The following is a 19556-nucleotide window of genomic DNA, read 5'->3' on the forward strand; positions in this document are numbered from 1 at the left end:
CTTCAAACTTTCCGAAATTCTAACCGGTAGATCACTTCTTCGCCGGTCGTCGGGTCTGTTCCCGGCGCGTCGCTGATCACCAGCCTATCGCCGTCGAGGATGTAGGGACGGATGAGGTCGGTTGTGCCCCAAGCCGGATTCCAGCTCGCATCGACATGGTGGATAACCCTATCGTCCTCCAGCGTGTAGGAAGCGGAATAGGCCAGCATAGAATCGAAAAGTGCGATCTTTTCATCGTCCGCGGGGCGCGGCCCCTTGAGCGCGGGCCGATGACGGTTCACGACGAGCGCCATCATACGTCCATCGGCATGATAGGCGATATATCCGATGGGATCGGCCCCCATGGCGTCGGTCACTTCACCTGACGCCACGACCTTTCGGGTCCAGGAGATCATTCGCCAGGTTCCAACCAGTGCGGCAACATTCGCCATCGGTCCCCTCCAAAAGCGCTGTTGGATGAGCCGACAATATCAGATGGTGGATGTGCGGGACAGATGTAGCCGCGATACCGGTCGAGGCTGCTTCGACTTCGGAACCGCCGAGACGGCGGCCCCGTATTCATGCATGCGTCGAGAAGTAGCTGCTAGAAGCAGCCCTTGCCGAGATCAATCCTTGGCGCGTTCGACGTAGGAATTGTCTTCCGTCGCGATGACGACGCGGGTGCCGGCGTCGATATGCGGCGGGACCGATGTGCGGATGCCGTTGGAGAGCATGGCCGGCTTGTAGGACGAGGATGCCGTCTGGCCCTTGACGACCGGTTCCGTCTCGACGATCTCGAGCGTGACGTGGCGCGGCAGTTCGAGCGCCAGCGGAACGCCTTCATGGATCGACAGGATGCAGGTCATGCCTTCCTGGAGATAGGCCTTCTGGTCGCCCATGGTTTCGGCGCTGACGACCACCTGGTCGTAGGTCGCCGGGTTCATGAAATGGAAGCCTTCGCCGTCTTCATAGAGGTACTGGAAGTTCACGTCTTCGACGAAGGCGCGTTCGACCTGTTCGGTGGTGCGCCAGCGCTCGGAAACCTTCACGCCGTCGACGATGCGGCGCATGTCGACCTGGGTGACAGGCGTGCCCTTGCCCGGGTGAAAATTCTGGGCGGTGAGAACAACGTAGAGCTTGCCGTCCACGTCGAGAACGTTGCCCTTGCGGACCGAAGAGGCGATGACCTTGACCATAAGACTTCCTTGTAACTCGGCTTTCGGCGTCGTAGAGGACTGTCGAGACGCCCTGAAGATGCAAATGTTTTTCTTTGGGGGCGCAACTAACCTAAAATCCGGGAAATAGCCACCCCCATACCGGCTTCTCCGGCGAAGAAAGCTTGGAATGAATTTTTCGGCCAAAGCGTCCCCCTGGTGGACCCCGTCCGTGCATGCCGACCGCCGCCCGTTCCTGATCGGGCGCAATGCGATTCAGGCGGCATTGCGCGGGTTTTTCGCGCGCGAGGATTTCATCGAGGTCGATACGGCGGTGCTGCAGGTCTCGCCAGGCAACGAAGCGCATCTGCATGCCTTCGCGACGCAAGCGATAACGACAGACGGTCAGACGGCGCCGTTCTACCTGCACACCTCGCCGGAATTCGCCTGCAAGAAGCTGCTTGCGGCGGGCGAGCAGCGCATCTCCTGTTTTGCCCATGTCTATCGCAATCGCGAGCGCGGGCCGTTGCACCATCCCGAATTCACCATGCTCGAATGGTACCGGGCCGGTGAAAGCTACGAGAGCCTGATGATGGACTGCGTGCGGATTCTGGCGCTCGCGGCTGAAACGGTGAAGACGTCGATGTTAGCCTATCGCGGCGCGAAGAGCGATCCCTTCGCAGGACCGGAGCGGATCAGTGTCGCCGGAGCCTTCGAGCGCCACGCCGGCATCGATCTCCTTGCCTCCGTCGCCGACGACGGTTCGACCGATCGCGACCATCTGGCGGCCGAACTTAGGCGCGTCGGCATGCGTGTCGCCGATGACGATGGCTGGGCCGATCTGTTCAGCCGGGTGCTGGTCGAAAAGGTCGAGCCGCATCTCGGCTTCGGCCGCATCACCATCCTCGACGAATACCCGGTCTCGGAGGCAGCGCTTGCGCGCCCCTCGGCGCGCGACCCCCGGGTCGCCGAGCGCTTCGAGCTCTATGCCTGCGGCGTCGAGCTTGCCAATGGTTTCGGCGAGCTCACCAATGCTGGCGAACAGCGGCGGCGCTTCGAGATCGAGATGGCCGAGAAGGCCCGGATCTACGGCGAGACTTATCCGGTCGATGAGGATTTCCTCTCGGCACTGTCGCTGATGCCCGAGGCAAGCGGCATCGCGCTCGGCTTCGACCGGCTGGTGATGCTGGCGACAGGGGCGTCGCGTATCGACCAGGTGCTCTGGGCGCCGGTTGCGGAGTACGGAAGATGAATGCCGTCAAACCGATCAAGAGCGTCGACGACCTTGTCGAAGCGGGGCTTGCTACGCCTGCCGATCGTGCAGCGCTCGAGGCGGTGACCGCGCGTTACGCGATCACGCTGACGCCTGAGATCACCAGGCTGATCGATCGCGCCGATCCCAACGACCCGATCGCCCGGCAATTCGTGCCTGACGCTGCCGAACTCGTCGTCGCGCCGGAAGAACGTGCCGATCCGATTGGCGATCACGCTCACAGCCCTGTCGAGGGCATCGTGCACCGTTATCCCGACCGGGTGCTGCTGAAGGCCGTGCATATCTGCCCGGTCTATTGCCGCTTCTGCTTCCGCCGCGAAATGGTCGGGCCGCAGGGCCTCGGCACGCTCGATGCGGCGGCGATGGAGGCAGCCTTCGATTACATCGGGAGCCATCAGGAGATCTGGGAGGTCATCCTGACCGGCGGCGACCCGCTGGTACTTTCGCCGCGCCGGCTCCGTGAGATCATGAAGGCACTCGCTAATATCTCGCATGTGAAGATCGTGCGTTTCCACACGCGCGTTCCCGTCGTCGATCCCGAGAAAATCGACGCGGCGCTCATCGCCGCGCTGAAGGCGAGCGGTAAGACGGTCTATGTGGCGCTGCACGCCAACCATCCCCGCGAGCTGACGATGGAAGCGCGGGCGGCCTGCGCGCGCTTGGTCGATGCCGGCATCGTCATGGTCAGTCAATCGGTGCTGCTCAAGGGTATCAACGACGATCCCGCAATTCTTGCCGACCTAATGAAGGCATTCGTCGAAAACCGCGTCAAACCTTATTACCTCCATCATCCCGATCTCGCGCCCGGCACCGGTCATTTCAGATTGACGATCGAGGAGGGGCAGAGGATCGTGGCGGCACTGCGCGGGCAGATTTCCGGCCTCTGTCAGCCGACTTACATCCTCGATATTCCGGGCGGTCACGGCAAGGCTGTCGTCAGCGGAAGCACCGTTCAGGCAACGGGCGACGGCTGTTATTCTGTCTCAGATTACCGCGGCGGCGAGCATTCCTATCCGCCTGCCTGATGACGCGAAGCCGGACTTTCCGTGTCATTTCTGTACTCGCTGCTTCGGAAGCCGTGTCGAACATAATTAATCGAATGATCTTAGCTCATTGAATAAAATACATATTCGATCCTTTATCGGAGGGATTCGCTAAAATCCTAACTATGAGGAACAATCATCTTTAACCCAATAAATTAGCGGAACGTTCTATTTTCCGTACTAAAAGAACGCTCATGACAAGGCGATGAACGCCGGTTCGGGATCATGAGATTCTTGGAGTGATGGGATGAATAAGACAATCCGCGACCTCGTAGCCAAATTCGGCAAGCTTCCTACGTCGGTCGACCAGATCGCAGACGACGCCGATCTTTATGCGGCGGGTCTGACGTCCTTTGCCTCGGTGCAGTTGATGCTGGGCATCGAAGAGGCGTTCGACATCGAATTCCCCGACAATCTCCTGAACCGCAAATCCTTCGCGAGCATCTCGGCCATCGCCAAGACGGTCGATATCATCCAGGACGGCCGGAAGGTCGCCTGATGAACTTCCCCGTCAAGATCCTAGAGGACGACCTTGTCGCAAGGGTCGCCCGTGTCGCCGAAGTTGCGGCGAGACATGCGGATGCCGTCGATGCCGAAGGCCGCTTTCCCCGCGAAGCGGTCGATGCGATGAAGGCCGAAAGGCTGCTCGGCATCCAGGTGCCGCGCCATCTCGGCGGCGAATCCGCCTCGATCACCGAAATCGCCGAATTGTGTTCGATGCTCGGCCAGGCCTGTGCGGCGAGCGCCATGGTCTTCGCCATGCACCACATCAAACTGTCGAGCCTCGTCGAACACGGCGCCGACAGCGATTGGCACCGTAGTTTCATGCGCAGCATCGCGGCCGACCAGCTGCTGATCGCCTCCGCCACCACCGAGGGCGGCATCGGCGGAAACCTACGCAACAGCATCTGCGCGGTCGAAGTCGATGGTGATACTTGTCGCCTTGAAAAAGATGCGACCGTCATTTCCTACGGTTCGCATGCCGATGCGATCCTCATCACGTCGCGTGCCCACGCGCAGGCGGCTTCTTCCGATCAGGTGCTGACGGCCTTCCTCAAGGACCAGTATACGCTCGAAAAAACGCATGCCTGGAATACGCTCGGCATGCGCGGCACTTGTTCCGACGGTTTCCTCTTCAAAGGCGAAGCGCCGGCTCGGCAAATTCTGCCGAAGCCTTTCGCCGAGATCGCGGCGCAATCCATGCTCGCTTCCTCGCATCTGCTCTGGAGCGGCGTCTGGTACGGCATCGCGGTCGACGCGGTCGCCCGCGCCCAGACCTTCGTCCGCGCCGCTGCCCGCAAGGCCCCCGATGCCCAGCCTCCGGGCGCGCTGCGTCTCGCCGAAGTTTCGAACCTGCTGCAGATGGTGAAATCCAACGTTGTCGCGGGCCTCAAGGCCTATGAACATGCCAGATCCGATCCGGATAGGCTGTCGTCGATGGGTTTTGCCGTAGCGATGAACAACGTCAAGATCGCCTCTTCCGAGACGATTCTGGAGATCGTCAATCACGCCATGCTGATCTGCGGCATCATGGGCTACAAGAATGGTACGCCTTTCAGTCTCGGACGGCATCTGCGCGACGCCCATTCCGCACAGCTCATGATCTCGAACGATCGCATCCTCGGCAACACGTCGAGCATGCTTCTCGTCCATAAGCAGGACACTAGTCTACTGGGGTAAAGCCATGGATATGCAGACCTCGTTTCTGGACCGGCTCTTCGAGTCCGGCCTGCTGATCGATACCGGCGTTGATGGTCTCTATGGCCGCAGCGGCCAGTTCGAAGATGTCATCACCGCCTTCGAACGGTTGATCGACAGGTTCGGCGGCGCCGACGGCGCCGAGGCGATGCGTTTCCCGCCCGGCATGAACCGCGCACTCTTCGAAAAGAGCGGTTACATGAAAAGCTTCCCGCAGCTGGCCGGCACGGTGCACAGCTTCTGTGGCAGCGAGCTCGATCATATGAGCCTGCTTGAATGCATGGAGGTCGGCCAGGACTGGACCAAGGACCAGCAAGCGACCGATATCGTGCTGACGCCGGCCGCCTGCTACCCGCTTTATCCAACCGTCGCCAAGCGGGGCAACCTGCCGAAGACGGGCGGCCTCTTCGACTTGCAATCCTACTGCTTCCGCCATGAGCCGTCGAAGGATCCGGCCCGCCAGCAGCTGTTCCGTATGCGCGAATATGTCTGCATGGGAACGGAGCAGCACGTCACCGATTTCCGCCAGCGCTGGATGGACCGTGGCGTCGAAATGATGAAGCAGGTCGGCCTCGACGTGACCATCGACGTTGCCAACGACCCGTTCTTCGGCCGCGCCGGCAAGATGATGGTCAACAATCAGCGTGACCAGAACCTGAAATTCGAGCTGCTGATCCCGATCGCCTCAGTGGCCAAACCGACCGCCTGCATGAGCTTCAATTACCATCAGGACTCCTTCGGTCTGAAGTGGGGCCTCAATCTCGAGGACGGCAGCGTTGCGCATACCGCCTGCGTCGGCTTCGGTCTGGAGCGTATCGCGCTCGCCCTCTTCCACCACCACGGGCTCGATGTGAAGGAATGGTCGGCCGGCGTACGGAAAACGCTGTGGGGCTGATGACGGCGATGGCATCGGTCTTCCCGGGGATAAGCCCGGAAAACTACCGGCAGCACGCGCTGCATTCCGGCGAGCGTGCATGGCCGGAAACCAACTGCTATGTCGATCTCTGGATCGAAGTGCTGGCAACATCGGGCGCCGCGCCCGAGGCGATGCTGGGTTTCACCCTGGCGCAGGACTTCGAGGGCGACCAGTTCACCTTCTTCAAGGTGCCGCTCGAAGATCTCGAAGCGCTTTATGGGATTCGCGCGACCGAGCTTGCGATCTACGACCGTGTCGAATGCCATGTTGAGGTGCAGATTGCGCGGGGTCGTCTCTGCCTGATCGAGATGGATTCCTTCTATATGCCGGATACGCGCGGCACCGCCTACCGGCAGGAGCACGGCAAGACGACGGTTGCGATCAACCGGCTGGACGTTACGGCAAAGCGCGTCGAATATTTTCACAATGCCGGCTATTTCCAGCTTGAAGGCGAGGATTTCGACGGACTGTTCCAGCTGCAGCTGACGGAAAGCGATCCGCCGTTCCTGCCCTATACGGAATTTGCACGATTTCCGGAAAAGCCGGCTGATGAAGCGCATCTGCGCGCGACCGCGCGGCGGCTTGCCGCTTTTCATTTCACTAGGCGTCCGCGGGAAAATCCGATCCGCGCCTTCGCGGCGGTCTTTCCGCAGCAGGTCGAAGCGGTGGCGGATCGGCCGTTCGGCTTCTTCCACAAATACGCTTTCAACACGCTTCGCCAGGTCGGCGCCAATTTCGAGCTGGCGGCCGATCATCTGGCATGGCTTTCACCGGATGAATTCGCAGCCGCCGCCGAGCATGCCAGGCGCATTTCGGACGTAGCGAAATCCGTGCAGTTCCAGCTTGCCCGCGCCGTTGCTCGCAGGAAGTTCGAGCCGCTGCAGGCAGCCCTTGATCCGGCCGCCGATGCATGGGATTCCATGATGGCATCACTTGCGGAGCGAATCTGAGGCCGGAGATCAGAGAATGCGGGGGCGTTTGGCAAGCATCGGCGGCAGGGAAAGCGTGCTTTCCGAAGGCTGGAATCTGATCCTGACGGAGCCGGGCGCCTGCGCCGTACCGCACGATATTCCTCTCTCCGCGCAATTCATTCCTGCACCCGTTCCCGGCACCGTTGCGGCAGCGCTTGAAAAAGCCGGGCTCTTCGACCGGGAAAATCCCGAGCCGCTAAATATGAAGGACGCGTGGTATCTGTGCCGGCTTTTTGATGCCGAGCCAGGCGAAGCCATCCTGCGTTTCGGCGGGCTTGCCACGATTTGCAATGTCTTCCTCAACGGTCAGGAAATCCTCTTTTGCGAGAGCATGTTCACGGCGCATGAGCTCCCGGTGACGCTTTCGGGCGGCGACGAGCTGGCGCTCTGCTTCCGGGCACTCGGCCCCCGGTTGTCAGAGCCCGGTCCGCGGGCGCGCTGGCGGCCGCAGATGATCACGCCGGCGGGTCTGAAGAATTTCCGCACGACGCTGCTCGGCCATATGCCGGGCTGGTGCCCCGATATCCATGCGGTCGGGCCGTGGCGGCCAATTTCATTGGTGCGACGCGATCCCGTATCGATCGACAATGTCTCCATCCGCGCGGTCCTGGAGGAGAGCGGCGCCGGCCGGCTGAGCGTCTCCCTGCGTAACAATGCCGAAGATCCAGCAATGCTGCTGCGCTGCGGCGGCATGGAACAGCCCTTCGAGAAAATCGGCGAGAATCATTACTCGGCTATCCTCAAGCTGTCCGATATCGACCCCTGGTGGCCGCATACGCACGGCACTCCGCGTCTCTATGATGTGACGCTGGTTTTCGACGGCGAGGAATATTCGCTCGGCAGCACCGGCTTCCGGCGCATTGACGTCGACCGCAGTGCGGATGGCGAAGACTTCGCGCTCCTTATCAACGGCGAGCGTGTGTTCTGCCGCGGCGCGGTCTGGACGTCCGCCGATATTGCGCGGCTGCCCGGCGGGCGGGCGGATTATGAGCCCTTCTTGCGGCTTGCCTGTCAAGCCGGCATGAACATGATCCGCATCGCCGGCACCATGGCTTACGAGACGCCCGATTTCTTTGCGCTCTGCGACGAGCTCGGCCTGCTCGTCTGGCAGGATTTCATGTTTGCCAATTTCGACTATCCGCGTAACGACAAGGCTTTTCTCGGCCACGTTCATGCCGAGGTCGAGGAGTTCCTGTACGGCGTCCAGGCGTCGCCTTCCCTTGCCGTTCTCTGCGGCGGCAGCGAGATCCATCAGCAGGCGGCAATGCTCGGCCTGCCCATGGAATTCTGGAGTGGACCGGTGACCGACGAAATCATCCCGGCCATCGCCGGCCGCATGCGTCCCGACGTGCCCTATGTGCCGAATTCGCCATACGGCGGAGCGATGCCCTTTTCGCCCAATTCAGGCGTTGCGCATTATTACGGCGTCGGCGCCTATATGCGGCCGATTGCCGATGCCCGCCGCGCCGATGTGCGCTTTGCCTCCGAAAGCCTCGCCTTTGCGCATGTGCCGCAGCAAAGGACGCTGCAGCGCCATCTCGATGTGCCCGCCGTCCACAGCCCACTGTGGAAGGCGCGGGTGCCCCGCGATCGCAGCGCATCCTGGGATTTCGAGGATGTTCGCGACTTTTATTTGAAGCTTCTCTACGATTTCGACCCGGCCCGGCTGCGCCGCGAAGATCCGGAACGCTATCTCGATCTTTCCCGTGCCGTTACCGGCGAGGTGATCGAAGAGACCTTCGCCGAATGGCGGCGCAAGGGCTCCGGCTGCAACGGGGCGCTCGTCTGGACGCTGCAGGATCTGCTGCCCGGCCCCGGCTGGGGGGTAATCGATTCCACCGGCGAGCCGAAACCTGTCTGGTATGCGACGCGCCGTGCCTTCCGGCCGGTTCAGGTGGTCTTCACTGACGAGGGAACCAACGGTCTCGACGTGCATGTCGTCAACGAGACGGACACCGACCTCGACCTGGAACTCGAGGTCGTCTGCCTACGTGATGGAAAACAGCAGGTGGTCAGCGGCAACATGGCTTTCAAGCTGGCCGCAAGAAGCGTGGAGCGCTTTGCCTCCACCGCGCTGTTCGGCGCCTTCTTCGATACGACCTATGCCTTCCGCTTCGGCCCGCCGGCGCATGATGCAAGTGTGGCGCGCCTGCGCTCCCTCGCCGATGGCGCCGTTCTCGCGGAAAGCTTCCATTTCCCCTGCGGGCGCGGAAAAGCACTACACGACGCCAATATCGAGGCGTCGCTCGGCAGAGACGGCGACAGCTGGGTTATCGATCTCAGGACCGACCGGCTGGCGCAATCTGTGCATATCGACGTCGAAGGCTACAGGGCCGAGGACGACTGGTTCCACCTTGCTCCCGGTCCGGTGCGGCGCGTGAAGCTCTTCGCGCTGTCCGACACCGAGAGCGATGTTCCCCCGACGGGCGAAATCAGAAGTCTAGGCAGTTCGCGCCGCATCGGGGTCACGGGCTGAGGCTCGCAGAGAACAATGCAAACTCATCGGAAGTTCGTAATTTGAGAACGGTATATCGCTACCTACGTGCCCATGTCCTGCAGCGGCTGATCCCGCGGTCGCGTCTCGCCTTCAATCCGCGCAAGCCGGTCGAAATCGTCGGTTATCTCTCAATGCCCGTTGGTGTCGGTGAATCGGCAAGGCTTTGTGCGGGGGCGCTTTCCCAAGCGGGACGGGCGGTTTCGCTCTCAGACGTCAGCACGCACCCGGATGAAAAATCCTTCGTCGGCTGGGTGTCGTCGCATCTTTCGGCCGAACCGCCGGGAAGCCGTATCTGGCATCTCAATCCGCCGATGCTGCCGCGCGCCATCCTGAAGATGGGTGTCGGCAATTTCATCCGCGCCTTCAACATCGGCTATTTCGCCTGGGAGCTTGCAGTCGTGCCGACAGAGTGGCGCAATGGGTTGCGTTACATGAATGCCGTCTTCGTGCCATCGGAATTCACGAGGCGGGCGATCGCACCGCTGACGGCGGCGCCCGTGATCGTGGTACCGCATCCCGTCACCGAGAAGCCGGCGAGCGAAGGCATGCGGGAGAAATTTGGCATCGACCAGGATGCCTTTCTCGTCAGCTTCATCTTCAGCGCCGGCTCTTCGATCAACCGGAAGAACCCGCAGGCCGTGATCGAGGCCTTCAGACTGTTCAGCGCCGAATGCCCGAGCGCCTTTCTGTTGATGAAGGCGAGCGGCGACCTCGACAAGGATCAGGGCTTGCGCGAACTGATTGCTTCGGTCGCCGGCAATAGCCGTGTGAGGATCATCACCGACAAGCTCTCGAACGCCGAGATCAACGGCCTCATCCGCTCTTCCAATGCCTATCTTTCGCTGCATCGCTCTGAAGGTTTCGGCCTGACGGTTGCCGAGGCGATCATGCAGTGTACGCCTGTCGTTTCCACAGCCTGGTCGGGCACGGAAGATTTCTGCGATCCCGACAATACCTGGCTGGTCGACGCTCCCCTCATTCCCGTCGTCGACACCCATCCCGAATTTGCCGGGCTCGAAAGCGCGGTCTGGGCGGATCCCCCTCCTGAAATCGCGGCCGCGCATCTCGGCGATATCTTCCGTGCGCCCGAGCATGCACGAGAGAAGGCCGCGAAGGCGCGGGAATTCCTGCGCCGCTACCTCGCAGAGAACAGTTACGAGAAGGCGCTCCAGAAGCTGGCGGCGATGCAGGCCAGCTAAGGTGAGGTCACCGCTCCGCTTTATTTTAACATTTCCGCATTAGTGATGACGGGTATCCGGCCTTAGGCTGATCCCCGCGGATGGACAGATGTCGAAGGGTATTATCGCAAATTCGGTGATGAATGCGGCGGCAGGCATGCTGCTGTTGCTGACGGGCTTCGTCTCCTCGATCATCACCGCGCGCCTGCTTGGGCCGGAAGCCAACGGCATCGTCGCCTTCTCGCTGTGGCTGGTGATGACGGGCGCCTCGATCGCCGAGCTCGGCTCCAGCATCACGCTGCTGAAGACCCTGCCGCAGCTTGCAGCGGAGGGCTATGACGCGCGCCGCCGGCAAGGCTTTGCCGCCATCCTCGTCGGCTTCATGATGTTTTCGACCGTCGCGCTGTTGGCGCTCTACGCCCTGTTTTTCCTGACTTCCGAGGAGATGCACTGGGCGGAGACCGCGCCTTCCGTCGCGCTTGTCACCGGCGCGCTGTTCTTCATCCAGGCGATCGGATCTTTCGTCAAATTCTACCTGATCGGCGAAAAGAAGCTGGGCACCTTCTTCAAGCTGACCGTCGCCGTCTCCATCATACAGCTTGCCGGCGTCGCCGCCGGCGCCGTGCTTTATGGCGTCGAGGGCGTTCTCGTCGGTTATGCGCTCGGACAGCTCGTGCTGTTTTTCGCCACACTGCCGATCCTTCTTGCACGGCGCGACTGGTGCGGGGTTTCACTCAAGTACCTCGCCTCCTCCTCCATCATCCTCTCGATCCAGTTCATCATCGATTCCATTTTCCTCAACCGGCTCGAACTGCTCTTCCTGCAGCAGTTCTGGTCGGTGGAAATGGTTGGCTATTATGCCGTCGGTCTGTCGATCGCCAATATCGCGCTGCAACTGCCGATCCAGATGACCGGCAGCCTGCTGCCCTATTATTCCGAACGTCGGCACAGCAGCGACGATTCGACCTTGCCGGTCGAGGTCTTCGCCGCCGTCACCCGCAGCATGGCCTATATCGTGCTGCCGATGAGCCTCGGGCTGGCCGCGATCTCCAGCGAACTGGTACTCGTGGTGTTCGGGGAAGCCTTCCGCCGTAGCGGCACGGTGGTCGCGCTGCTCGCGCTCGTCGCTCCCGCCTACACCTTCATGCAGATCCTCAGCCTCTATCTGCTGTCGATGGACAGGGCCCGCTCCCGCCTCAACATCAGTGTGATAGGTGGCCTCCTCATGGTAGCGGGTTGTTTACTGGTCGTACCTAGGCTTGCCGCCGAGGGGGCCGCAATCGTGCGCATTCTCGTATTCGTTGCGATGTCGGTGATGATGATCAGACAGACCGGATTCGGGTCCCAGCTTTCGGGTCTCTACGCAAGCCTGACGAAGGTGACGCTCGCCTCCGTCTTGTGCGCCTGCGCGGCGATTTCAGTGCTGGAATTCGTCCATGGCCTGATCGGCCTTATCTCCGCGATCTTCGCCGGCACGCTCGCACATTTCGCCGCACTCCGCGTGCTGCGCGCCGTGCCCGCCGAGGATGTCGAGGTCATGCGCTCCATTGTCGAAAAGATGCCGTCGGCGCTGCGGCGGCCGGTCGGCCGCGTGATCGACTTCATTGCGCCTTGGCGCCCCGGCGATCCCGACCGTGCCAAGGTCGCGCCCGGCGAACTTTCGCTCGAACCGGCCGAAGGTGCCGGCCGCAGCGCCGCCCTGCCCGTCGTCTTCGACGGCACGATCGGCCTGTTCATGCCTGAAAGTCCTCAAGCCGGGAAACGCTCGGCTGCGGTGCTCTTCGTCAGCCCCTGGGGCTTTGAGGAAATGTGCAGCCGCAAGTTCTTCCGCGTCGCGGCCGAACATTTCTCCGAGATCGGCGTACCCAGCCTGCGCTTCGATTACCCCGGTACCGGCGATGCGCTCGATTTCACTGCGCTGCCGGCAAGGCTGGAAACTTGGGAAAACTCGATCCGCGCGGCGGCCGCCAAGCTGAAATCGCTTACGGGCTGCGACCGCATCATCCTGATCGGCCAAGGTCTCGGCGCGACCCTCGCCCAGCGCATCGGCTCCTCGATCGAGGGCGTCGACAGCCTCGTCATGCTGGCGCCGGTGCTGAACGGCCGCGCCTATATGCGTGAACTCAACATGTGGTCGAAGATCATCGACGCCGATCTCGGCCTCGGCCAGCAGCACGTGCAGGCTGCAAAGGTGCAGATCGCCGGGCTTGTCATGCCGGAACAGATCGCCGCCGAGCTCGGCAAGCTCAACATCGCCGCGCCGCAGGGTCTGGCGGCGTCACGCTACCTGATCCTCGAACGCCCCGTCAGGGCCGAGGACACCGGCTTTGCCGATGCGCTGCAGGCGCTTGGCGCCAATGTCGAGCAGAAAGTGTTCGACGGCTATGACGAGCTCGTCACCAATCCGCTCTTCGCCAAGACACCCATGGCCGTCGTCGAGCTTCTGACGGCTTGGCTGAAGACAGCGACCGCGGAGACATCCGCCGCTCATTCGCCGGCGGCGATCGAAACCACGGCGCTTGCCGGTGAAGGATTCTTGGAAACACCGGTGCGTTTCGGAAGTCACGATCATCTGGTCGGTGTCGTCAGCCGGCCGCTCGGCGAAATCAAGGGCAATGCCGTGCTCTTCCTGTCGACCGCCTATGACCGGCATGCCGGCTGGGGGCGGACGACGGTAGACATGGCGCGCGAACTCGCGCGCCACGGCGTCGTGTCGCTGCGCTTCGATTCCGCCAATGTCGGCGACAGCCCGCCGCGGCCGGATGCGCCGGAGCAGGTGCTGTATTCGATGACGCAGACCGACGATGCGATCGCCGCGCTTGATCTGCTCGAAAGCGTCGTTGCCGGCCCCGTCATGGTCGCTGGCCGCTGCAGCGGCGGCTATGTCGCCTTCCGCGCCGGCGTCGCCGACGAGCGGCTGAAGGCAGTCGTCTCGATCAATCCCTTCGTCTATTACTGGGATCCGAAGGTGCCGGTGCGCCGCGAGCATGTCGTCTCCGTGCCCCGCAGCCTCGACGATTACGGCCAGCGCCTGGCGCGGCTCGACACGCTGAAGCGGCTGCTGCGTGGTCAGGTGGACGTGGTGTCGGCGCTGCGCAATATCGTCATCGCCGGCGGCCGGCGACTGTCGCCCTTCGTCGCGCCGTTGCTCGAACTGCTTCCCGACCGGCGCCATATCGCCCGTGAGGTCCGGCAGTCCTTCGCGCTGTTCGGCAAGCGCAAGGTGCCGCTGACGCTGATCTACAGCGAAGGCGACGTCGGCCTTGACCATGTCTATTTCCACTTTGGCCCGCGCGGCGCCAGGCTTTCCCGCTATCCGAACGTGCGGCTGCTGATGCTGCCGGATGCGGACCACAATCTGACGCCGCCGCAATCGCGCAAATTCGTCCTCGACGAGATCATTCGTCTCGCGCGAGCTTAAGCGGGTCTTCGATTAGGCTGGATCAGAGGCTTTCCGCAGCGGCGATATCAAGCGATCTGTAGAGATCGATGTAATGCCCTGCGACGATATTCCAGGAATAGCCGAGCGCGGCGTCGAGAAGCTCCGAGCGAAGGACATCCGGTCGGCCCGCAAGGCTGCCATAGGCTGATTCCATGGCGGTCGCGGCAGTCTCCGGACTGGTGAAATCGGCAAGCCTGATGACGGGGTGCCGATCGGCGAGCGTCTGAAAGGCATCGTTGGCGTTCAGCACCGGCAGCAGGCCGGCACTCATCGCCTCCAGCGCGACCAGGCCGAAACCTTCATATTCCGACGCGGAGGCGAAGAGCGAACCCTCAGCGATGATGCGGCGGATGGTCTCATTGTCTGGCGACACATGCAGGGTGACGCGGCCGGTCAGGTTCCGGCTTTCGATCTCGCCTTCGATATCCAACCGGTTCAGGTCGGATTCCGCTCCGACAATGTCGAGATGCCATTCCGGATCGCGGCTCTTCAGAACGGCCATCGCGTCGAGCAGGTGGTCCAGCCGCTTGTTCACCGAAAATCGCCCGATGGTGACGATGCGGCGCCTTGCTCGGCGCGAGGCGGTGTCGGCGAACTTGCCGATATCGGCGCCATTCTCGATCAGCACGCTGTCCGGCACGATCTCGGAAAACTGCTTGAGATCGGAGGCGCTGCAGCAGACCACACGGCGATAGGCCCTCGCCGAGGCGCGGGTCAGCGTGCGGAACCATATCTTCTTGATCGCCGCATATTTCCGGGTGTGGAAGAACCCGCCATGGGTGGTGACGATCATCGGTTTGCCGTGCAGCATCCGGCCCCAGGCGAGCGCATCGAAGAAGAAATCGATGGCATGGACGTGCACGAGATCGGCGTCGCCGAGATGACGAAAAACCTGCGGCGCCAACGGATAGCGACTGGTGCCGGACCACGGGATGCGAACCACCTCGATGCCCTCGATATTTTCGCGAGCGGGCAGCCTGTCCTTGGGCGCGGTGAACAGCGAGTTCAGTGTAACGACGCGGACGCGATAGCCACGCCAGAGGGTCTGGCGGCTGAGATTGGCGACGACGTCTTCCAGGCCGCCGCGATTGGGCAGGAACTGACGCACCACATGGACGATCAGCGGAGCCGTTTGCGGCTGCGGATTCTCGCGCCCCCTATCTGCCTCGACGATCGCCATTTTCTACCTATCGCTGCACATGCCAAACTCGTGTTGGCGCGATTTATAGCAACGACCAGATATCTCAGGCGTTAAGGCGTGGTTCAGCGAGGTCCTGCGGAGGCGATTCTTCGCAACAGGGTTAATCGTGTCTGACGGTGTTCAGAAGGCTTTGAAGGTGAGGGTCGTCAGCGACCGGACGATGCCAGGAATATTGGCGATATTGTCGTTGATGAACTTGCCGATGTCCTGGCCTTCGTCGATGTAGACCTTCAGTAGCAGATCGTAGTCGCCGCTGGTGGAATAGAGCTCCGAAACCAGTTCGGTCTGGTAGATGGCGTCGGCGACGTCATAGGTCTTGCCGGGGGCGCATTGGAGCTGGACGAAGATCGGCTTCATAGGATTTCCTGCAGAGATTGTTTGACTGATATAATGGTCGAAAGCGCCCTGCCGATGCAAGCCGTTCCTCACGCAGTCGGATTGGCGGCGGCTTCCGCGACGATCCAGTCGCGAAAGGCGGCAAGCGGCGCATAATCGGCGCGCTCGCTGGGACAGGCGAGATAATAGCGCTCCCTGCTCTCCATCTCCCGGTCGACGGCGGCAACGAGATCGCCGCGTCTGAGTTCCTCCTGCATCAGGAATGTCGGCAACAGGGCGACACCGAGGCCGGCGATCGCCGCTTGCGCGGCGGTGGCGAACTGATCGAAGAGCATGCCGTGTACGCTTTCGAAGGAAACGCCATTGCCGGCGAACCACTGTTCCCAGGCATCGGGGCGCGTCGTCAGATGCAGAAGCGGAACGGCAAGCAGATCCTCTGGCCGCGAAATCCTGTGCTGTTTCAGAAAATCAGGACTGCAGGCCGGCACCGTACGCTCCGACATCAGCAAGGTCAGTTCCGCACCGGGCCAGTGCGGATGGCCGAAATGGATCGCGGCGTCGATCGAATCGAGCCGGAAGTCGAAGGGCGAAAGCCGGGTCGCCAGATTGATGGTCACGCCGGGATTGGCGCCGAGAAAGCGCCCCAGGCGCGGCGCCAGCCAGCGCGTGCCGAAGGTCGGCAGGATGGCGAGATTGAGCGTCCCGCCATGCGGATTGGCGCGCAGGTTCAGCGAGGCGCTCGAGATGCGTCGCAGCGCCTCGCGTATTTCGCGGGCATAGCTGTCGCCGGCCAGCGTCAGCCGCATGGTCTGGCGCTCGCGCAGGAAGAGCTCGACACCGAGCTGGTCCTCCAGTGCGCTGACCTGGCGGCTGACGGCGCTCTGCGTCAGATCGAGTTCGCGCGCCGCCGCCGTCACGCTGCCTGTGCGGGCGACCGCCTCGAAGGCGGCGAGATGTGAAATCGACGGCAGAAAACGTCTTGAAGCGAGCATGATCATTCCATTTCAGAATGAGCTATTTCCGAAATGTCGATATTTTCGGGTTTCCTGCGATTGTAAAGAGTTTCATCCTGCAAAAACGGAATGAGCCGGAGTTTCCAAGATGCCGCAAGCCTTCGTTTCCACAGACCGTATCCGTTCGCTTTTCACCGAGGCGATGTCGCGGATGTACCGGACGGAGGTGCCGCAATACGGCACGCTGATCGAACTGGTCGCGGATGTGAATGCCGGCTGCCTCGAAAAGGATCCCCCTCTGCGCGAACGCCTCGCCAGCGCCGGCGAACTTGAGCGTATCGATATCGAGCGTCACGGCGCCATCCGGCTCGGAACGGCGGAAGAGCTTTTCACCATCCGTCGGCTGTTTGCCGTCATGGGCATGCAGGCGGTCGGTTATTACGATCTTTCGGTCGCCGGCGTGCCGGTTCATTCCACCTGCTTTCGGCCAATCGACGAGGCCGCGCTCAACATCAATCCGTTCCGGGTTTTCACCTCGCTGTTGCGATTGGAGCTGATCGAGGACGAAGGCCTGCGCAGCGAAGCCGAAGCCATTCTGGCAAAGCGACGCATCTACACGCCGCGAGCCGTCGCGCTGATCGAGCGCCACGAGCAGAATGGCGGCCTGACCGAGGCGGAAGCGACCGAATTCGTGGCCGAGGCGCTTGAAACCTTCCGCTGGCACGGCGAGGCGACTGTCAGCGCCGAAACCTACAAGCGCCTGCACGATGCGCATCGGCTGATCGCCGACGTCGTCAGCTTCAAGGGGCCGCACATCAACCATTTGACGCCGCGCACGCTCGATATCGATGCGGTGCAGGCCCGCATGCCGGAACGCGGCATCACTCCGAAGGCCGTCATCGAAGGGCCGCCGCGCCGACAGTGCGATATCCTGCTGCGGCAGACGAGCTTCAAGGCGCTGGAGGAGCCGATCGTCTTCTCGGGTGACGAGGGTGCGGTCCAGGGCACGCACACCGCCCGCTTCGGCGAGATCGAGCAGCGCGGCGTGGCGTTGACGGCGAAGGGCCGGGCGCTCTATGACCGGCTGCTAGCCTCGGTTCGCGGCGAAGTGCAGGTCGGCGCCGGCGGCGCCAAGGCCGGCGCCTACGAGCAGGAACTGGCCGAGCGCTTCAAGGCGCTGCCGGACAGCTGGGATGAGCTGCGCAAGCAGGATCTCGCCTTCTTCCGTTATTCCGTCACCCCTGCGGGGATGGCCGCCTCGGTCGCCGGGACACTGCCGCACGATCCCGAAGCGCTGATCGCCAAGAACTACATCACCTTTGCCCCGATCGTTTATGAAGACTTCCTGCCCGTCAGCGCGGCCGGCATTTTCCAGTCGAATCTCGGCACCGACCAACAGCAGAATTATGCGACGCGCTCGAACCGCGACGCCTTCGAGACCGCACTTGGAGCGACCGTTCAGGACGAACTGGCGCTTTATGCGGAACGGCAGGCCGCATCGCTGGAGGCTGCGATGGAGACGCTCGGGCTCGCGGGCCTGCATCTGAGGACCGTTGCGTGAAATCGCCGCTTCAACACCTGTCCTTATGCGCTAGAGTACTCCGGTTTCAATCCGATCGGACTATGCCATGCTGAATGATCCGCGCTCCCACGGCCTCTGGGAAAAGACCGCCGGCGAACCGCCGGTGACCTCGCCTCTCCAAGGCGCGGTGTCGGCCGACGTCGCCATCGTCGGCGGCGGCTATACCGGTCTTTCCGCTGCCCTGCATCTTGCCGAAGCCGGGTCGAAGGTGGTGCTGCTGGAGGCGAAAGAGATCGGCTTCGGAGGCGCGGGGCGCAATGTCGGCCTGATCAATGCCGGCATGTGGGTGATGCCCAACGACCTGCCCGGCGTGCTCGGCCAGGTTCATGGCGAACGCCTGCTCGAGTTGCTCGGGAATGCGCCGAAGCTCGTCATGGAGCTGATCGACAAACATGGGATCGCCTGCGAACTCGAGCGTAACGGCACGCTGCACTGCGCCGTCGGCGCGGAGGGATTGAAGGAGATCGAGGAGCGCGCGGCGCAATGGTCCGCGCGTGGCGCGCCCGTGAAACTGCTTGATGCGGCGGAGACGGCCAGGCGCACCGGCAGCGAGGCCTATGCCTGCTCCCTGCTCGATTTGCGCGCCGGAACACTGCAGCCGCTCGCCTATGCGCGCGGCCTCGCCCATGCCGCCGTCAAGGCGGGCGTTGCCATCAGCACATCGAGCCCCGTCGTCGCGACCGAGCGCCGCGGCAGCCGCTGGGCCGTGAAGACGGAGAGCGGCGAAGTCAGTGCCGACTGGATCATCGTCGCGACCGATGCCTATAGCACCGGCCCCTTCGAGCAGGTGCGCAACGAACAGGTCTATCTACCCTATTTCAACTTCGCCACCGTACCGCTCGGCCACAATCTGCGTCAGTCGATTCTGCCGGGGCGGGAGGGCGCATGGGACACCAAGGACATTCTGTCCTCCTTCCGCATGGATCAGGCGGGGCGCCTCGTTTTCGGCAGCGTCGGCGCGCTGCGTAATACTGGGCTTACCGTGCACAAGGGCTGGGCCAAACGTGCGCTGAAGCGGCTCTTCCCCATGATCGGCGATGTCGAATTCGAATGCGAATGGTACGGCCAGATCGGCATGACGGACAATGCGCTGCCGCGCTTCCACAAATTCGCCCCAAATGTCGTCGGCTTTTCGGGCTATAATGGCCGCGGCATAGCCCCGGGCACGGTCTTCGGCCGCACATTGGCCGAGCATATTCTCGGTCGGCTTGCCGAGGCGGATCTGCCGCTGCCGCTGACGTCACCCACCGAACCGAGCTTCCGGGCGCTGAAGGAAATCTGGTACGAAGCTGGCGCCCAGGTCGCCCATTTCGCCGATGCACGCTTCTGACAA

The 19556-nt window shown here is 62.2% G+C and carries 16 protein-coding genes; 11 read left to right on the forward strand and 5 right to left on the reverse strand.

Annotation, left to right across the window (positions count from 1 at the left end):
• Positions 1-2: 2 nt before the first annotated feature.
• Both RHE_RS20645 and efp read right to left on the reverse strand, forming a co-directional pair.
• Positions 3-431, reverse strand: coding sequence for a lipocalin-like domain-containing protein (locus RHE_RS20645; RefSeq protein WP_011427225.1), 429 nt, complete (start codon positions 429-431; stop codon positions 3-5).
• Positions 432-605: 174 nt separating this feature from the next.
• The gene (efp, locus tag RHE_RS20650) at positions 606-1175 is read right to left on the reverse strand and encodes an elongation factor P (protein WP_011427226.1); all 570 of its coding nucleotides are present in this window, start codon (positions 1173-1175) and stop codon (positions 606-608) included.
• A gap of 148 nt (positions 1176-1323) precedes the next feature.
• Between efp and epmA the strand changes: the two genes are divergently transcribed.
• The 9 genes from epmA (at position 1324) to RHE_RS20695 (ending at position 14130) form a co-directional block, all read left to right on the forward strand.
• A complete protein-coding gene (epmA, locus tag RHE_RS20655; protein ID WP_011427227.1) occupies positions 1324-2385 on the forward strand; it encodes an EF-P lysine aminoacylase EpmA in 1062 nt (353 codons plus the stop codon).
• Positions 2382-3431: a lysine-2,3-aminomutase-like protein gene (locus tag RHE_RS20660; protein ID WP_011427228.1), complete on the forward strand. Its 1050-nt coding sequence runs from the start codon at positions 2382-2384 to the stop codon at positions 3429-3431. Before epmA ends, RHE_RS20660 begins: the two co-directional genes overlap by 4 nt.
• Positions 3432-3696: 265 nt before the next feature.
• Positions 3697-3948 (forward strand): acyl carrier protein, encoded by a 252-nt coding sequence (locus RHE_RS20665; protein WP_011427229.1) that lies wholly within the window; start codon positions 3697-3699, stop codon positions 3946-3948.
• On the forward strand, positions 3948-5129 hold the full coding sequence (locus RHE_RS20670) for an acyl-CoA dehydrogenase family protein (RefSeq protein WP_011427230.1): 1182 nt from the start codon (positions 3948-3950) through the stop codon (positions 5127-5129). The genes RHE_RS20665 and RHE_RS20670 overlap by 1 nt, the downstream gene beginning before the upstream one ends.
• Positions 5130-5133: 4 nt before the next feature.
• Positions 5134-6042, forward strand: a complete 909-nt coding sequence (locus tag RHE_RS20675; RefSeq protein WP_011427231.1) for an amino acid--[acyl-carrier-protein] ligase — start codon at positions 5134-5136, stop codon at positions 6040-6042.
• Positions 6043-6050: 8 nt separating this feature from the next.
• The gene (locus RHE_RS20680; RefSeq protein WP_011427232.1) at positions 6051-7013 is read left to right on the forward strand and encodes a DUF1839 family protein; all 963 of its coding nucleotides are present in this window, start codon (positions 6051-6053) and stop codon (positions 7011-7013) included.
• A 16-nt stretch (positions 7014-7029) separates the two neighbouring features.
• Complete coding sequence (locus tag RHE_RS20685) at positions 7030-9510, forward strand: glycoside hydrolase family 2 protein (protein ID WP_011427233.1); 2481 nt, start codon at positions 7030-7032, stop codon at positions 9508-9510.
• Between the two features lie 41 nt (positions 9511-9551).
• Positions 9552-10730: a glycosyltransferase family 4 protein gene (locus tag RHE_RS20690; RefSeq protein WP_011427234.1), complete on the forward strand. Its 1179-nt coding sequence runs from the start codon at positions 9552-9554 to the stop codon at positions 10728-10730.
• Between the two features lie 88 nt (positions 10731-10818).
• A complete protein-coding gene (locus tag RHE_RS20695; protein WP_042119111.1) occupies positions 10819-14130 on the forward strand; it encodes an oligosaccharide flippase family protein in 3312 nt (1103 codons plus the stop codon).
• Between the two features lie 22 nt (positions 14131-14152).
• On the opposite strand, the gene RHE_RS20700 is transcribed toward RHE_RS20695, so the two are convergent.
• The 3 genes from RHE_RS20700 to RHE_RS20710 all read right to left on the reverse strand — a co-directional run bounded on the left by RHE_RS20700 (position 14153) and on the right by RHE_RS20710 (position 16686).
• Entirely contained in the window at positions 14153-15331 is a 1179-nt protein-coding gene (locus RHE_RS20700) for a glycosyltransferase family 4 protein (RefSeq protein ID WP_011427236.1), read from the reverse strand.
• A gap of 141 nt (positions 15332-15472) precedes the next feature.
• Positions 15473-15709: an Lrp/AsnC ligand binding domain-containing protein gene (locus RHE_RS20705; RefSeq protein WP_011427237.1), complete on the reverse strand. Its 237-nt coding sequence runs from the start codon at positions 15707-15709 to the stop codon at positions 15473-15475.
• A gap of 68 nt (positions 15710-15777) precedes the next feature.
• Entirely contained in the window at positions 15778-16686 is a 909-nt protein-coding gene (locus tag RHE_RS20710; RefSeq protein ID WP_011427238.1) for a LysR family transcriptional regulator, read from the reverse strand.
• A 103-nt stretch (positions 16687-16789) separates the two neighbouring features.
• Here RHE_RS20710 and hglS point away from each other — a divergent pair, with 103 nt between their 5' ends.
• Both hglS and RHE_RS20720 read left to right on the forward strand, forming a co-directional pair.
• Positions 16790-18202, forward strand: coding sequence for a 2-oxoadipate dioxygenase/decarboxylase HglS (gene hglS, locus RHE_RS20715; RefSeq protein ID WP_011427239.1), 1413 nt, complete (start codon positions 16790-16792; stop codon positions 18200-18202).
• 67 nt (positions 18203-18269) lie between these two features.
• Positions 18270-19553: an NAD(P)/FAD-dependent oxidoreductase gene (locus RHE_RS20720; protein WP_011427240.1), complete on the forward strand. Its 1284-nt coding sequence runs from the start codon at positions 18270-18272 to the stop codon at positions 19551-19553.
• Positions 19554-19556 lie beyond the last annotated feature (3 nt).

Origin of the sequence: Rhizobium etli CFN 42 (assembly GCF_000092045.1) — a bacterium.
Classification (GTDB): Bacteria; Pseudomonadota; Alphaproteobacteria; order Rhizobiales; family Rhizobiaceae; genus Rhizobium; species Rhizobium etli.

Coding starts and splice junctions, on each gene's coding strand:
- RHE_RS20645 (WP_011427225.1), bottom strand. CDS start 431: ATGGCGAATGTTGCCGCACTGGTTGGAACCTGGCGAATGATCTCCTGG.
- efp (WP_011427226.1), bottom strand. CDS start 1,175: ATGGTCAAGGTCATCGCCTCTTCGGTCCGCAAGGGCAACGTTCTCGAC.
- epmA (WP_011427227.1), top strand. CDS start 1,324: ATGAATTTTTCGGCCAAAGCGTCCCCCTGGTGGACCCCGTCCGTGCAT.
- RHE_RS20660 (WP_011427228.1), top strand. CDS start 2,382: ATGAATGCCGTCAAACCGATCAAGAGCGTCGACGACCTTGTCGAAGCG.
- RHE_RS20665 (WP_011427229.1), top strand. CDS start 3,697: ATGAATAAGACAATCCGCGACCTCGTAGCCAAATTCGGCAAGCTTCCT.
- RHE_RS20670 (WP_011427230.1), top strand. CDS start 3,948: ATGAACTTCCCCGTCAAGATCCTAGAGGACGACCTTGTCGCAAGGGTC.
- RHE_RS20675 (WP_011427231.1), top strand. CDS start 5,134: ATGGATATGCAGACCTCGTTTCTGGACCGGCTCTTCGAGTCCGGCCTG.
- RHE_RS20680 (WP_011427232.1), top strand. CDS start 6,051: ATGGCATCGGTCTTCCCGGGGATAAGCCCGGAAAACTACCGGCAGCAC.
- RHE_RS20685 (WP_011427233.1), top strand. CDS start 7,030: ATGCGGGGGCGTTTGGCAAGCATCGGCGGCAGGGAAAGCGTGCTTTCC.
- RHE_RS20695 (WP_042119111.1), top strand. CDS start 10,819: ATGTCGAAGGGTATTATCGCAAATTCGGTGATGAATGCGGCGGCAGGC.
- RHE_RS20700 (WP_011427236.1), bottom strand. CDS start 15,331: ATGGCGATCGTCGAGGCAGATAGGGGGCGCGAGAATCCGCAGCCGCAA.
- RHE_RS20705 (WP_011427237.1), bottom strand. CDS start 15,709: ATGAAGCCGATCTTCGTCCAGCTCCAATGCGCCCCCGGCAAGACCTAT.
- RHE_RS20710 (WP_011427238.1), bottom strand. CDS start 16,686: ATGATCATGCTCGCTTCAAGACGTTTTCTGCCGTCGATTTCACATCTC.
- hglS (WP_011427239.1), top strand. CDS start 16,790: ATGCCGCAAGCCTTCGTTTCCACAGACCGTATCCGTTCGCTTTTCACC.
- RHE_RS20720 (WP_011427240.1), top strand. CDS start 18,270: ATGCTGAATGATCCGCGCTCCCACGGCCTCTGGGAAAAGACCGCCGGC.